Here is a 13,973-nt window from a genome sequence, read left to right as displayed (position 1 = left end):
ATCGCCAGCCTAGGTGGTGTGTTGGCCAAGCAAATGGGGGCTGCTCAGTGCAGAGGACCGGAATCGACAGCGCTTTTTCTCTCCCCGAGCGGTTGTCGGCCAAGGCCGAGCCGGCGCTGATCGCCGGGGACGACAAGCACTTCGCCGCGATCGCCGGCAGCCTGCGGCGCTCGATCGACGACCTGTCGCAGCGGCTGGAGACCGAGCGGAAGGCGCCGGGCGGCATCGGGCGGCGGGCCCTGGACCGTGACCAGGAGGTCCGCCGGCTGTCCGGGCGGCTGCGGGCGCTGCGCCGGTTCGGGCTCGACCTGTGTCTCGGGCACATGGTCGCCGCGGACGGCGGCGACCCGGTCTACGTCGGGCGGCTGGGGCTGACCGACGACCAGGGGCGGCGGCTGCTGCTGGACTGGCGGTCACCGGCGGCGGAGCCGTTCTTCGGGGCGACGCACGCCAACCCGATGGGCCTTTCCAGCCGGCGCCGGTACCGGTGGGCGGGCGGCCGGATCACCGACTACTGGGACGAGGTGTTCACGCCGGACGGGTTCGACGGGCACCGGGCGTCGCTGGACGATCAGTCGGCGTTCGTGGCGAGCCTCGGCGGGGACCGGTCGGGGCGGATGCGGGACGTGCTGGGCACGATCCAGGCCGACCAGGACGCGATCATCCGGGCCGGCTCGGGCGGGTCGCTGGTGGTCGACGGCGGGCCGGGCACCGGCAAGACGGTGGTCGCGCTGCACCGCTCGGCCTATCTGCTGTACGCCGATCCGCGGCTCGGGCACAAGCACGGCGGGCTGCTGTTCGTGGGGCCGCACGAGCCGTACCTGGCCTATGTGGCGGACGTGCTGCCCAGCCTCGGCGAGGAGGGCGTACAGACGTGCACGCTGCGGGATCTGGTCACCGAGGGCGCCGGCGCGGCGCCGGAGACCGATCCCGCGGTGGCGCGGCTCAAGTCGTCGGCCGATCTGGTGAAGGCGATCGAGGCCGCGGTCCGGTTCTACGAGGAGCCGCCGATCAAGCCGCTGACGGTGGTGGCCGGCGACGAGGAGCTGCGGCTGACGGCGGCGGACTGGGCCGAGGCGTTCGCGGTGCCGGGCCCGGGCACGCCGCACAACGAGGGCCGCGACGAGGTGTGGGAGGAGCTGCTGGCGATCCTGGTGGAGAAATACCAGGGCGACGAGCCCGAGGATTTCGTACGCCGTCAGCTCGCGCACAACCGTGAGCTGGGCGCGGCGTTCAACCGGTCCTGGCCGTTGCTGGAGGCGGCGGACATCGTCGCCGACCTGTGGTCGGTGCCGGCGTACCTGCGGCGGTGCGCGCCGTGGCTGTCCGCGGCCGAGGTGGCGCAACTGCAGCGGCCCTATGCCCGGGCGTGGACGGTGCCGGATCTGCCGCTGCTGGACGCGGCCCGGCAGCGGCTCGGCGACCCGGAGTCGTCGCGGCGCCGCCGCCGGGAGGAGGCGCTGCTGGCGACCCAGCGGGAGAACATGTCCCGGGTCGTGGACGACCTGCTCGACGCCACCGCGTACGACGACGGCGAGGGCGTGTGGACGATGCTGAAGGGGCAGGACATGCGCGAGTCGCTGGTCGACGAGGCGATCCTGCAGCGGGCCGAGCCCGATCAGCTGGCCGGGCCGTTCGCGCACATCGTCGTGGACGAGGCGCAGGAGCTGACCGACGCCGAGTGGCAGATGCTGCTGCTGCGCTGCCCGTCGCGCAGTTTCACCATCGTCGGGGACCGGGCCCAGGCGCGGCACGGCTTCACCGAGTCGTGGGCGGAGCGCCTGGCCCGGGTCGGCCTGCCGGCGGTCACGATGGCGTCGCTGACGATCAACTACCGGACCCCGGAGGAGATCATGGAGGTGGCGTCGCCGGTGATCCGGGCCGCGCTGCCCGACGCGAACGTGCCGACGTCGATCCGGCGCGGCGGCGTGCCGGTACGCCACGGCGCGTACGCCGAGCGGGACGCGATCGTCGAGGCGTGGCTGGCCGCGCACGCCGAGGGCGAGGGCGTCGCCTGCGTCATCGGCGACCCGTCGTTCTCCGGATCGGCCCGGGTGCGGTCGCTGACCCCGCTGCTGTCCAAGGGCCTGGAGTTCGACCTGGTGGTCCTGGTCGACCCGGCCGCCTTCGGCACCGGCATCGAGGGCGCCGTGGACCGTTACGTGGCCATGACCCGCGCGACGCAGGAGCTGGTGATCCTGACCCACCCGTAGCCGGGCCGTGCCGGCCAGGGCGCCCAGGACGATCTGGGCGGCGAGCGGCGCGAGGCCGAGGCGGCTGGGGGTTGTTTCGATCGCCGCCGGGTCGGACTCGGGGTGCGACCTGTCGCTGAGCGGCGCTGTCACGATGCGGCCATGCGCTTCCGTGAATACGCGGACAGACCGCGTCAGACGACCGCCTTCCGCCCGCCGCACCCCCGCGCGGGGGCCGCGCCCACACCCGCCGAGCTGTTCGCCGAAGGACGGCGGGCGGTCGAAGAAGTACTGGTAGAGGACGTGCCGGTGACCGGCTACGACCGGTGGATGCGCGACGACATCGGCGCCGGCATCCTGGATACGCCGCCGGGGGCGCCGCGCGCCTGCCTGTTCGGGGAGATCCGCCAGTCGGGGTTCCGGGACGCGTTCTGCGTCGTGGTCGACGACGACGGCAAGGTCGAGTACCTGGTCGAGCGGGGCGCCGGGTCGGTCGAGGTGGACCGGGATCTGGCGCTGATCGCCCGGCACGCCCTGGAGCGGCTGATCGAGGACCCGGAGAGCCGGCTGCACAACGGCATCTTCCGGTCCGCGGTGTGGGCGGCGACCACGTCGCCGTGCCGGACGCAGACGTCGGGGCTGTTGTGGGTGGCCGCGTTCGACGTCGCCGACACCACCGTCGCCGACGCGCCCGATCTGGCCAAGCTGCTGCCCGCCGATGCGGAGCTGGCGGCAGCGCTGGCCCGGATGCTGGCCTCGCCGGTGGATCTGGCCGCGCGGCGGGCGTTCGAGCAGGCGGCGGACGCGGCTGCGGCGCGGGCGAAGATGCCGCCGGTGCGGCTGGACCTGACCCGTACGGTGCTGACCGCGGCCGGGGTGACGGCGGCGCTGCTGGGCGAGCACGACCCGACCCGGTCGGCGGCGGTCGCGCAGATCGCGGTGACCGGGTTGTGGCCGGAGGACGCCGACCCGCTCGGCGGCCGCGAGCCGGGCCCGCCGGTGCACTGGCAGGGCCTGGAGTGGCAGCTCATCTGAGGGCTGGACTATCGCAGTGACAGGCCGGTCTCGTCGAGGAACTCGGCCATGGCGTGCACGACCTGGGCCAGCACGGCGATCGACGCGGTGAGCGGGCCGGGCACGTACATGCCGTGGTCGGCGCCGGCGACCTCGAACACGTGCGGGGTGAGCCGCCGCGCGGCGGCCGGGTCCCAGTGCTGGTCGGCGGTGCCGCCGACGAGCAGGAACGGGGCGGTGGCCCGCTCCAGCGCGGCGACCACGTGCGGGACGTGCAGCAGCGGGGTGAGCCAGACGGCGGGCAGGTCCCGTTCGGCGGCGATGCCGCACGCGTACGTGCCGAGGGACTTGCCGATCAGCAGCGGCCGGTCGAGCGTGTCCAGCAGCGGGGTCACCTGGTCGCGCACCCACTGCTGGGCCGCCGGTTCGAAGATCTCGGGGTGGCCGGGCGGCGGCGCGGTCCACTCGTGCCGGTGCACCCGGGCGCCGCGCAGTTCGGCCAGGTCACCGGTGTAGCAGGGCAGCGGGGCGTAGGGTCCGCTGCTGCGGCCGGGGATGACGAGGGCGTCGGCCATCTCCCGAGCCTAGAACAAAGTCACGCCGATGGTCCGAATTGGACGGCCACGCCGGGTGCGTCCGGCCGTGGTGCGAGACCGGCGGTGTCGGTGAACTCGGCGAGCCGGGCGAGGGCGGTCTCGGTGGTGCCGGCGCCGGCGAGCTGCACGCTGATGCCGGTGAAGGTGAGCCACGTGTCGGCGGTGATGGTGTCGGGGCCGAGCCGGTCGATGTCGCCGCTGACGGCGACGATCACGCGGATGCGGGCGCCGTCCTGCTCGGCGACGGTGAGCTCGGCCCGGTCGTAGCGGTGGTGCACGCCCTCGTGGTAGACGCTGGACTCGGCCGGTTCGGCGAACGCGTCGCTGACCGCGGACTGCCCGGCCATCCGCCGCCACCCGGGCGCGTCGAGCGGCACCCAGTCGACGGTGAGCTCGGCCTGCGCGAACGGGATGCGGAAGGTCCAGGTCAGGGCCGGCGGCAGGCCGACGGCCTGGTTGTCGAACAGCAGCCCGTGCCAGTCGCCGCCCGCGGCGGGCACGAGGTCCCGGGCGGTCAGCCCACGCTCGTCGTCACCCACGGCCGGGAGTCTCCCACAGCGGTGTCCACGGCAGACCGGGGAGGTGGGCGTTGACGGCGCGGGCCGCGGCGGCGAACGCGGTCAGCTCGACGACCTCGACGCCGGCGGCGGTCAGCAGGGCGACGCCCTCGCAGGTGACGAACACGTCGGGTTCGCGCCAGGCGATGACCACGCGGGGGATCCGGGCGGCGAGGATCAGGGCGGTGCAGGTGGCGTCGGGGCGGTGCGCGCGTTTCGAGCAGGGCTCGAGCGTGCTGTAGAGGGTGGCCTGCTCCAGGCGTACGCCGGGATCGGCTTTGGCGATGGCCGACTCCTCGGCGTGCACCAGCGGGTCGGTGTCGCGGGAGTAGCCGGACGAGATCTCCTCGCCGCTCGCGTCGACCAGGACGGCGCCGACGGCGAACGCCCGGGCGGATCGGGGCGCGAGGCGGGCCAGCTCGACGGCGCGGCTCATCCAGTGCTCGTGGGTCACCTCAGAATAGTGTCATCGGGGCGGCCTCGGGCAGCGGCGCGAGGCCGGGGACACGGGCGCGGACCTCGTCGTGGAAGCGGCGGGCCAGGGCCGGCGCGTCGGCGTTGTCGGGGGTGTGCACGAAGACGGTGGGGGTGCGGCCCTCGCGCAGCCAGCCGGCGGTGGTCTCGACCCAGCGCTGCCAGCCCTCGACCGTCTCGCGGGTGTCGTCGCGGCCGAGGTAGCGGATGACCGGGCGGCCGGTCAGCGCGGTGGTGCGCAGCGGCATGCGGGGCTTCTTGGTCCAGGCGTCGCGTTCGGCGTCGCTGGTGGGTGGCGCGGCGAAGAACGCGGTGGTGTCGAACGGCACCCATTCGGCGCCGGCCCGGTCGAGGACGGCGGTGAGGGCGGCCGGCTGCTCGAAGAAGCCGGGGTGGCGGACCTCCACCGCGTACGCGTGCTGCTGCGGGAGCCGGCGCAGGAAGGTCTCCAGGACGCCGATGTCGGCGGGGCCGAAGGAGCCGGGCAGCTGGATCCAGAACGCGTGCACGCGCGGGCCGAGCGGTTCCATGGCGTCCCAGAAGCGGGCGAGGTCGTCGCCGGCGCCGGCGAGGCGGTGCTCGTGGGTGACGGCGCGGGGCAGTTTCATCAGGAACCGGAAGCCCGGGTCGGTCTGGGCGGCCCAGCCGGCCACCGTGTCGCGGGCCGGCGTCGCGTAGAAGGTGGTGTTTCCCTCGACCGCGTTGCACCACTCGGCGTACGCCCGCAGCCGCTCGCCGGCCGGCAGCGACGCCGCGACGAACCGGCCCTGCCAGGCCTTCAGCGACCACATGGCGCAACCGACGTGAAGCTGCATCCGGCCAACGCTAGCGTTGGCCGCGACGGTTACGGCGAGGGGGTCGTCATGTCGCTCGACGAGGGACAGCGGGAGCAGACCCGGCAGGAGCTGCGGGCCGCGGCGCGCTGGTTCACGCTGCGGCCGATACCAGGAGGATCCGGTCGCGGCGAACGATGAGGACCCGCCCGTCGGGGGCGGCGGCCATGACTTCGCGGCCGTAGCGGGTGGCGAAGCCGTCGAGGATCTGCCGCCGGCAGCCGGCCGGGTCGCAGCGCCACAGGATCTGCCGCCAGTAGGCCGGTTCGCCGGTGGCGCCGACGGTGACGTGGAAGCCGGGTGCGGGCGCCGGCTCGGCGGCGGTGGCCCAGGCGTGGCCGCCGGCCGCCGCGACCGCCCCGGAATCGGTGGCGACGGCGTTGCCGGGCAGGTTCATGAGCCGGTCGCCGACGCGCAGCGAGCCGGGCCGGTAGGAGACGGCCGTTCCGGCGGTGGTGGTGGTCCAGATGCTGCCGGGCTCGCCGACCAGGGTGGTGCCGGTGGTGGTGATCGCTTCGAGGCCGGTGCGGACGGCGATCTGCGGGTGGCCGCCGGCCGTGAAGGTGAGCCGGACCTGCTGGTTTTCGGCGGCGTCGGGGCCGGGCAGGCGTTCGACGGTGCCCGCCTCGCGGCGTTCGGGCCGGGGGCAGCCGGCCTCGGCGCAGCGGATCAGCACGAGCCGGTACGTCGTGGCGGCCGGCCAGGCGAGGGCGAACCAGATCGCGTGGTCGGGGCCGACGGCGGCGGCGTAGCCGGGCCAGCCGAACGGTTCCTTCGCCGACGCGCGGACGGGCAGGTAGGCGCGCTCGCAGCCGGCGCGGGTGCACAGGCTGTAGTCGAGGAACGGGCCGCCGTTGTCCATGCCCCCGGTGGTGAGCGCCTTGAGCACGGCGCTGCCGTCGGCGGCGATGCCGGCCGTGCCCTGCCCGTCGAAGACGGCCGTGCCGCCGGTGACGTCGACGTGCCGGTCGCAGAGGTCGTCGTCGCAGAACCGGGCGCCGGACAGGGTGGCCAGCACGGGGTGCCCGCCGGCCGGCCAGGCGACGGCGGCGGTGATGCCGGGGACGTCGCCGTGCGAGCGGACGGTGGGCGCGGCGAACGGGTTGGCGGCGGCGACCCCGGCCGGGGCGAGCAGGGCCAGGACGATCGCGGCGAGGGCGAGCCACGGTGGGCGGGCCGCCCGGCCGGCCAGCAGCCCGAGCCGCGCGGTGGCCGCGCCGGTGGCCGGGTAGAGGTCGGCGAGCAGGCCGGCCTGGACGGCGATCACCACCGTCAGCAGCACCGCGCCCAGGTAGGGCACGCCGATCCGGCCGGCCGCCAGCGCGGCCGCGGCCGGGATGGCCAGGCCGCCGAGCAGGAACGCGACGACGCCGTGCGGCGGGCCGGCGTGGCCGAGCAGGACCGGCAGCAGGCTCAGCAGCAGCCGGGCCGCCGCGACCGCGGCGACCGCCAGGGCGGCCAGCAGAGCGACGACGCCGACCGGGGCGGCCAGCCGCAGCAGCAGGTAGGTGCCGTAGCCGGCCAGCAGCGCGGCCCCGGCGAGGATCGGCAGGCGGCGGGCGGCCAGCCCCAGGGCGCGGGCCGGGCGGACGGCGAGGCCGAGGCGGGCGCCGGCCGCGGTGGCCGCGGCGGCGGCCAGCCCGAGCAGCCAGAACAGGGCGACGGCGAGCAGTTTCGCCCGGGCCAGGGCGGCGCCGTCGTCGTCCTGCACGACGGGCAGCCGGTTGATGATGACCACGTGGTCGCGGCCCAGCACCAGGTCCAGCGCGGTGAGGGTGATCAGCGCGGCGGCCAGCACGGGCAGCAGCACGGTCAGCAGCGGGCGGCGGTGCTGCCAGGCGAGACGGTAGCCGGTGGTCACGCGGCGAATATAGCGGGATCGATCTTGCCGGGTGGTCCCGCTATATCGCTGTCGTGATCATGGGGCGGCGCGGATACTGACCGGCGGGCGAGCGGAAGAGGGTGAGGGGTATGAGCCGGACTGTCCGGGTCACCGTGAAGGGGTCGTTCGACGGGTTGAGCGCCGAGCAGCAGGCCGAGCTGGTCGCCGCCGGGGACGAGCACTCGTTCCTGGGCACCGAGTACACCCGGGACGGCTATCTCGCGTACGACCTGCCGGCCCGGCCGTTCTTCACGTTCCGGTTCCTCGCCGAGACCGACGACGAGGAGGAGATTCCCCTGCTCGCCCTCGAAGCCGAGGAGAAGGCCGCCGCGTGGATGGCCGGGCGCGGCTACCCGGTGAAGAACCTGACCTCGCAGACCGTCGACATGTCCGAGGTGCCGCTGGGCAAGCGCGGCCGCCGCGAGGCCCGCGGGTAATTCGCTTGCCGCGGCGGTCGCCGCCCTGATGAGCTGGCACCCGACCGATGTACCCGACCGGAAAGAGAAGTGAGATGGCTGCAGCGCGCATGTCCACCGAGGAAGGATTCCGACTCAGCATGAGGGACATGACGCTTGGCTACGCTCAATCTCGGCATTCTGGCGCACGTCGACGCCGGTAAGACCAGCCTCACCGAGCGGCTGCTGTACGCCGCCGGAGTCATCGACGAGCTCGGCAGCGTCGACGCGGGCAGCACCCGCACCGACACCCTGGAGCTGGAACGCCGCCGCGGCATCACCATCAAGTCCGCGGTGGTGTCGTTCCCGCTGCGCGGCACCGCGGTCAACCTGATCGACACCCCGGGCCACCCGGACTTCATCGCCGAGGTGGAACGGGTCCTCGGCGTCCTCGACGGCGCCGTGCTGGTCGTGTCCGCGGTCGAGGGCGTGCAGGCGCAGACCCGGGTGCTGGCCCGCACGCTCGCCCGGCTGCGCATTCCCACCCTGATCTTCGTGAACAAGGTGGATCGGGCCGGCGCCCGCTTCGGCGGCCTGCTCGACGAGATCGCCGCCCGGCTCGGCCCGGCGATCGTGCCGATGAGCGCCGTCGAGGGCATCGGCACCCGGGCGGCGGCGGTGCGGCGGCGGGTGGATCTGCTGCGGCTCGCCGACCACGACGACACGGTGCTCGAAGCCCTGGTGGAGGACCGGCCGGCGCCGCCGCTGCGCGCGCACGACGACGTGCGGCCGGTGTTCTTCGGCTCGGCGATCACCGGCGCCGGCATCGACGACCTGATCGACGGCATCACCACCCTGCTGCCGGCCGCCCGCGACGACGGCGGCGTCAGCGGGACGGTCTTCAAGGTGGACCGGGGGCCGGCCGGGGAGAAGGTCGCCTACCTGCGCATGTTCGGCGGCGTCCTGCACGTGCGGGACACGGTCGGGGCCGACCGGGTCACCGGGATCAGCGTGTTCGCGGACGGCGGCAGCGAGGTCCGCGGGCAGCTGCGGGCGGGACAGATCGGGACGGTCCGCGGACTCAATCGGATCAAGATCGGGGACACGTTCGGCGTACGGGGAAAGATTGCGGCGCAGTTCGCCCCGCCCAGCCTGGAGACCGCCGTGCTCGCGCCGCGCAAGGCCGAGCTGCACGCGGCCCTGACCGAGCTCGCCGAGCAGGACCCGCTGATCAACCTGCGGCTCGACGACGACCGGCACCTGTACGTGTCGCTGTACGGCGAGGTGCAGAAGGAGGTCATCCAGGCCACCCTGGCCGAGCGGTACGGCCTGGACGTGACGTTCCGTCAGACCACCACCATCTGCGTCGAGAGCCTGATCGGCGAGGGCGCGGCGGTGGAGTTCAACAAGGTCGACCCCAACCCGTTCCTGGCCACCGTCGGCCTGCGGGTCCGCCCGGCGCCGACCGGGGCCGGGATCAGTTTCGGTCTGGCGGTGGAGCCGGGGGCGATGCCGCCGGCGTTCTTCGTGGCGGTCGAGCAGACCGTCCGGGAGACGCTGCGGCAGGGGCTGCGGGGCTGGGCCGTGCCGGACTGCGCGGTCACCATGACCCACTCGGGTTACTCGCCGCGGCAGAGTCACTCCCACGCGATCTTCGACAAGAGCATGTCGAGTACGGCGGGGGACTTCCGCAACCTGACGCCGCTGGTGCTGATGGCCGCCCTGCGCGAGGCGGGCACCCGGGTGCTCGAGCCGATCCACGCGTTCCGGGCCGAGGCGCCGCCGGACACGATCCCGGCCGTGCTGCCGGTGCTGGGCCGGCTCGGGGCGGTCCCGCTGGCCACGTCGGCGGCCGGGATCGAGGGCGAGATCCCGGCGGCCCGGGTGCACGACCTGCAGCGCCGGTTGCCGGCGCTGACCCGGGGCGAGGGCGTGCTGGACAGCGCGTTCGACCACTACGCGCCGGTGCGCGGGGCGCCGCCGGTGCGGGAGCGGACCGGGCCGGATCCGCTGGACCGCAAGGAATACCTGTTGCGCGTGGTGCGCCGCGCCGGAGCCCGGGAGGTCTCGTGAAGCTGCACGACGGTGAGCTGGACATCTCTCCCGGGCTGGTGCGCCGGCTGCTGGCCGCGCAGTTCCCGGCGTGGGCGGCGTTGCCGCTGAGGCCGTTGGACAGCGGCACCGAGAACGTGATGTTCCGCCTCGGCGACGACCTCGTGGTGCGGCTGCCGCGGATGCCGGGGGCGGTGGCCGCGATCCGCAAGGAGCACCGGTGGCTGCCGTTCCTGGCCGGTCACCTGCCGCTGGGGATTCCCGCGCCAGTCGCGCTCGGGGTGCCCGGGCCGGACTTTCCCCTGTACTGGGCGGTGTATCGGTGGTTGCCCGGCAATCACGACATTTCTAACTTGTCGGGCGCGGCGGTAGCGCTTGGTGGATTCGTGGCGGCGCTGCGCCGGGTGCCGACCGCGGGCGCGCCGGCGGCCTATCGCGGCGGCACCTATCGGCGCGGGGACGAGGAGGTGCGGGCGGCGCTGCGCGATCTCGACGTGCCGGGGGCGGCCGCGGTGTGGGAGGCGGCGCTGCGGCTGCCGGCCTGGGACGGGCCGCCGGTGTGGCTGCACAGCGACCTGCTCCCGCCCAACCTCGTCGCGCGGGACGGCCTGGTGAGCGCGGTGATCGACTTCGGGTGCGCGGGGATCGGGGAGCCGTCGTGCGACCTCATGCCGGCCTGGACGGTCTTCGACGCCGCCACCCGGCCGATCTTCCGGGCCGCGGCCGGTGACGTCGACGACGCCACCTGGGAGCGGGGCCGTGCCTGGGCGCTGGTGTTCGGGCTGGGCGCGTGGCACTACTACCAGCATTCGAAACCGGACTTCGCGGCGCTCGGCCGCCGCACCGTCAACCAGGTGTTGACGCCTGAGGATGCGTCAACCTAGGGTTGACGGCATGACGCAGATCATGCCGCCGGTGCGGCTCGACGACCTCATCACCGCCATCCACCGGGCCCGGCCCGACGACGTGCTGCTGCGCCTGCAGGACGCGGTGCTGCTGGGCGATCACCTGGGCGAGCTCGCCGACCACCTGATCGGCCACTTCGTCGACCAGGCCCGCCGGTCGGGGGCGTCGTGGACGGACATCGGGCGCAGCATGGGCGTCACCAAACAGGCCGCGCAGAAGCGGTTCGTGGCCAAGGGCGACCAGGGGTTCGAGCGGTTCTCGGCGCCGGCCCGGGTGGCGGTGGTGGCGTCGATGAACGTGGCGAAGGCCGGCGGCCACCGGGAGATCCACCCGGAGCATCTGCTGCTGGGTGTCCTGGAGGCGGACGGTCTCGGGTCGCGGGCGCTGGCCGCGCAGGGTCTCGACCTGCAGGCCGTGCGCGCGGCCGCCACGGCGTCGCTGCCGGCGCCGGCCGGGGACGCGCCCGATCTGGTGCCCTACGACGCCCGCTCCCGCAAGGTGCTCGAGCTGACGTTCCGCGAGGCGCTGCGCCTCGGCCAGCAGATGGTCGGCACCGGCCACATCCTGCTGGCGCTGGTGGAGGACGAGGAGCCGGAGGGTGGCGTGCTGTCGCGGCTCGGCGTCTTCAAGGCGGCGGTGGACGCCTTCCTCGCCGCGGAGGGTGAGGAAGCATCGGCCGCCGCGCCGTCACCCTCGCCCTCAGCCGAGCGGGAAGACGGCCCGGGTCGGCCATGAGCCGCCCGGCTGTTCCCGGCCGGTGATCAGCCGGACCGCGTCGACGCGGGCGTGGATCGGCAGGTACGGCAGCACCGCCTCGCCGGCCGCGGTCAGCTCGCCGGTGTCGTCGCTCTCGCCGATCGTCAGGTGCGGGATCACCTCGTCGAACGCGCCGCCGTAGGGCTGATGGGCGGGGAAGTGCGCGGCGATCTCGGCGGTGAGCCGCCGGAACGGCTCGGCCGGGTTCGGCGACAGCCACACCGTGCGGTCGCCGAACCAGCCGATCCCGTCCAGGGTCAGGAAGAACGCGGGCACCCCGGCGACGATCCGTTTCACGGTGGCCAGCACGTGCTCGTCGAGCTCGCCCGGCGCCACGAACGGGTACAGCACCGTCACGTGCGCGGGCACGCCCCAGGCGGCGGCCAGGTCGAGGTGGTCGCGGTGCTTGCCGACGGCCGGCTCGGCCTCGGGGATCGGCACGATCAGCGCGCTGTGGGTGGGCTCCATGATCTCATTGTCGCGACGCCCGCCATCGATATTCGGCGACCCCTGACGGATGTCATGGCGACGAGATGACGCGCGGCCCCTCGCCGCTGGTGCCGGCCGGGACACGATGTGTCCATGACCCTCACCGCCACAGACATCACGGCCCGCGGCACCGCGGAACCGGCCGTCGACCTCGACGGCGTGGTCAAGCGCTTCGGCGCGGTGACCGCCGTCGACGGCATCAGCCTGAAGATCCGCCCCGGCGAGGTGGTGGCGCTGCTCGGCCCGAACGGCGCCGGCAAGACCACCACGGTCGACATGCTGCTCGGCCTCGCCCAGCCCACCGAGGGCTCGGTGAAGGTGTACGGGCGCAAGCCGCACGACGCCGTCGCGCTGGGCCTGGTGTCCGCCGTCATGCAGACCGGTGGCCTGCTCAAGGACTACACGGTCGAGGAGACCGTGAAGCTGACCGCGGTGCTGTTCGGCAAGCCGCAGTCGGTGGTTCCCGAGGCGCTGGAGCGGGCCGGGATCGCCGACATCGGCAAGCGCCTGGTCGGCAAGTGCTCGGGCGGGCAGCAGCAGCGGCTGCGGTTCGCGATGGCGCTGCTGCCCGACCCGGAGCTGCTGATCCTCGACGAGCCGACGACCGGCATGGACGTCGGCGGCCGGCACGACTTCTGGCAGGCGATCCGCCGCGACGCCCAGGGCGGCCGCACGGTCATCTTCGCCACCCACTATCTGGAGGAGGCCGACGCGTACGCGGACCGGGTGGTCTTCGTCCGCCGCGGCCGGATCGTCGCCGACGGCACCGCCGCCGAGGTCAAGGCCCTCGCCTCGGGCCGCACCGTGCGCGCCACCCTGCCCGGCGCGGCCGAGTCCGAGCTGCTGGCGATCGGCGGGGTGGAGACCGCGGAGGTGCGCGGCGACACCGTCTACCTGCACGGCCGCGACACCGACGAGATCGCCCGCTACCTGCTCAACTCGACCGAGGCCCGCGACCTGGAGATCACCTCGCGGAACCTCGAAGAGGCCTTCCTGACCCTGACCGCCGACGACGCCTCCGGAGACCAGAAATGACCACCTTGTCCGTGGAGCGCAGCCTCCCGAAGTTCGGCGGCTTCAACATCGGGATGATCAAGCTGGAGTTGCGGCGGATGATGCGCAACCGCCGCACGGTCATCTTCACCCTGGTCATGCCCGCCGCGTTCTTCCTGCTCTTCGGCACCAACGCGGCCAATCGGCACGAGACGGTCGGCGGCGGCAACGTCACCGGCTACATCCTGGTCAGCATGGCCGTATACGGCGCGATGCTGGCCACCACCAGCGGCGGCGCGATGGTCAGCATCGAGCGGGCCGCCGGGTGGAGCCGGCAGCTGCGTCTGACCCCGCTGAAGCCGGTCGCCTACATCGCCGTGAAGCTCGTCCTCGCGATGATCATCGGGTTGGTGTCGGTGGCCGTGGCCTTCCTCGTCGGTTCGGTCTCGGGGGCGAGGCTGCCGGCTCACGCCTGGATCTTCTGCGGCATCCTGGCCTGGGTGTGCGCGCTGGTGTTCGCCGCGTTCGGCCTGTTCATGGGCTACCTGCTGCCGAGCGAGAACGTGATGCAGATCCTCGGCCCGGTGCTGGCCGTGCTGTCGTTCGCCGGTGGCCTGTTCGCCCCGCTGGACACCTTCGGGCACACCTTCGCCACGATCGCCAAGTTCACCCCGGTCTACGGGGTCGGCGAGATCGCCCGCTACCCGCTCACCCAGGACGGCAACCTGTGGCTGGCCGTGCTGAACGTGGTCGCCTGGACCACCATCTTCGCGGTCGGCGCGATGTGGCGGTTCCGCCGCGACACCGCCCGCGTCTGAGCCCGGTAGCGTCAGT

General features: G+C 73.7%; 14 protein-coding genes. 8 read left to right on the top strand and 6 right to left on the bottom strand.

What is annotated here, in order from left to right; translation table 11 throughout:
- Window positions 1-47 precede the first annotated feature (47 nt).
- Complete coding sequence (gene helR, locus ACZ6TB_RS18635; RefSeq protein ID WP_465555754.1) at window positions 48-2,213, top strand: RNA polymerase recycling motor ATPase HelR; 2,166 nt, start codon at window positions 48-50, stop codon at window positions 2,211-2,213.
- Between the two features lie 141 nt (window positions 2,214-2,354).
- A complete protein-coding gene (locus ACZ6TB_RS18630) occupies window positions 2,355-3,227 on the top strand; it encodes a hypothetical protein (RefSeq protein WP_465555753.1) in 873 nt (290 codons plus the stop codon).
- Between the two features lie 8 nt (window positions 3,228-3,235).
- Here ACZ6TB_RS18630 and ACZ6TB_RS18625 read toward each other — a convergent pair whose 3' ends face one another.
- From ACZ6TB_RS18625 to ACZ6TB_RS18605, 5 genes are all read right to left on the bottom strand, one after another.
- Window positions 3,236-3,781: an alpha/beta fold hydrolase gene (locus tag ACZ6TB_RS18625; protein ID WP_465555752.1), complete on the bottom strand. Its 546-nt coding sequence runs from the start codon at window positions 3,779-3,781 to the stop codon at window positions 3,236-3,238.
- Window positions 3,782-3,801: 20 nt separating this feature from the next.
- Window positions 3,802-4,341 (bottom strand): hypothetical protein, encoded by a 540-nt coding sequence (locus ACZ6TB_RS18620; protein ID WP_465555751.1) that lies wholly within the window; start codon window positions 4,339-4,341, stop codon window positions 3,802-3,804.
- Window positions 4,334-4,813, bottom strand: coding sequence for a deaminase (locus tag ACZ6TB_RS18615; RefSeq protein WP_465555750.1), 480 nt, complete (start codon window positions 4,811-4,813; stop codon window positions 4,334-4,336). The genes ACZ6TB_RS18620 and ACZ6TB_RS18615 overlap by 8 nt, the downstream gene beginning before the upstream one ends.
- Window position 4,814: 1 nt before the next feature.
- Complete coding sequence (locus ACZ6TB_RS18610; protein ID WP_465556053.1) at window positions 4,815-5,624, bottom strand: DUF72 domain-containing protein; 810 nt, start codon at window positions 5,622-5,624, stop codon at window positions 4,815-4,817.
- Window positions 5,625-5,760: 136 nt separating this feature from the next.
- Window positions 5,761-7,527, bottom strand: coding sequence for a hypothetical protein (locus tag ACZ6TB_RS18605; RefSeq protein WP_465555749.1), 1,767 nt, complete (start codon window positions 7,525-7,527; stop codon window positions 5,761-5,763).
- A gap of 110 nt (window positions 7,528-7,637) precedes the next feature.
- Between ACZ6TB_RS18605 and ACZ6TB_RS18600 the strand changes: the two genes are divergently transcribed.
- From ACZ6TB_RS18600 to ACZ6TB_RS18585, 4 genes are all read left to right on the top strand, one after another.
- Entirely contained in the window at window positions 7,638-7,985 is a 348-nt protein-coding gene (locus ACZ6TB_RS18600) for a DUF6204 family protein (protein WP_465555748.1), read from the top strand.
- Window positions 7,986-8,120: 135 nt separating this feature from the next.
- Window positions 8,121-10,016 carry a GTP-binding protein gene (locus ACZ6TB_RS18595; protein WP_465555747.1) on the top strand — a complete coding sequence of 632 codons (1,896 nt, stop codon included), beginning with the start codon at window positions 8,121-8,123 and terminating at the stop codon, window positions 10,014-10,016.
- Window positions 10,013-10,879 carry an aminoglycoside phosphotransferase family protein gene (locus ACZ6TB_RS18590; RefSeq protein ID WP_465555746.1) on the top strand — a complete coding sequence of 289 codons (867 nt, stop codon included), beginning with the start codon at window positions 10,013-10,015 and terminating at the stop codon, window positions 10,877-10,879. Before ACZ6TB_RS18595 ends, ACZ6TB_RS18590 begins: the two co-directional genes overlap by 4 nt.
- A 10-nt stretch (window positions 10,880-10,889) precedes the next feature.
- A complete protein-coding gene (locus tag ACZ6TB_RS18585; protein ID WP_465555745.1) occupies window positions 10,890-11,636 on the top strand; it encodes a Clp protease N-terminal domain-containing protein in 747 nt (248 codons plus the stop codon).
- Here ACZ6TB_RS18585 and ACZ6TB_RS18580 read toward each other — a convergent pair.
- A complete protein-coding gene (locus tag ACZ6TB_RS18580) occupies window positions 11,601-12,125 on the bottom strand; it encodes a 2'-5' RNA ligase family protein (protein WP_465555744.1) in 525 nt (174 codons plus the stop codon). The genes ACZ6TB_RS18585 and ACZ6TB_RS18580 overlap by 36 nt on opposite strands.
- A 114-nt stretch (window positions 12,126-12,239) precedes the next feature.
- Between ACZ6TB_RS18580 and ACZ6TB_RS18575 the strand changes: the two genes are divergently transcribed.
- Window positions 12,240-13,181: an ABC transporter ATP-binding protein gene (locus tag ACZ6TB_RS18575; RefSeq protein ID WP_465555743.1), complete on the top strand. Its 942-nt coding sequence runs from the start codon at window positions 12,240-12,242 to the stop codon at window positions 13,179-13,181.
- Complete coding sequence (locus ACZ6TB_RS18570; RefSeq protein ID WP_465555742.1) at window positions 13,178-13,957, top strand: ABC transporter permease; 780 nt, start codon at window positions 13,178-13,180, stop codon at window positions 13,955-13,957. The genes ACZ6TB_RS18575 and ACZ6TB_RS18570 overlap by 4 nt, the downstream gene beginning before the upstream one ends.
- Window positions 13,958-13,973 lie beyond the last annotated feature (16 nt).

Source organism: Actinoplanes sp. NPDC051537 (assembly GCF_055586105.1).
The sequence above is the reverse complement of the archived record's forward strand: the minus strand, read 5'-3'. Positions and strand labels throughout refer to the sequence as shown.

Excerpts from the sequence above, each read along its gene's own strand:
- ACZ6TB_RS18630 (WP_465555753.1), top strand. The coding sequence starts at position 2,355 with ATGCGCTTCCGTGAATACGCGGACAGACCGCGTCAGACGACCGCCTTC.
- ACZ6TB_RS18625 (WP_465555752.1), bottom strand. The coding sequence starts at position 3,781 with ATGGCCGACGCCCTCGTCATCCCCGGCCGCAGCAGCGGACCCTACGCC.
- ACZ6TB_RS18610 (WP_465556053.1), bottom strand. The coding sequence starts at position 5,624 with ATGTGGTCGCTGAAGGCCTGGCAGGGCCGGTTCGTCGCGGCGTCGCTG.
- ACZ6TB_RS18600 (WP_465555748.1), top strand. The coding sequence starts at position 7,638 with ATGAGCCGGACTGTCCGGGTCACCGTGAAGGGGTCGTTCGACGGGTTG.
- ACZ6TB_RS18585 (WP_465555745.1), top strand. The coding sequence starts at position 10,890 with ATGACGCAGATCATGCCGCCGGTGCGGCTCGACGACCTCATCACCGCC.
- ACZ6TB_RS18580 (WP_465555744.1), bottom strand. The coding sequence starts at position 12,125 with ATGGAGCCCACCCACAGCGCGCTGATCGTGCCGATCCCCGAGGCCGAG.
- ACZ6TB_RS18575 (WP_465555743.1), top strand. The coding sequence starts at position 12,240 with ATGACCCTCACCGCCACAGACATCACGGCCCGCGGCACCGCGGAACCG.
- ACZ6TB_RS18570 (WP_465555742.1), top strand. The coding sequence starts at position 13,178 with ATGACCACCTTGTCCGTGGAGCGCAGCCTCCCGAAGTTCGGCGGCTTC.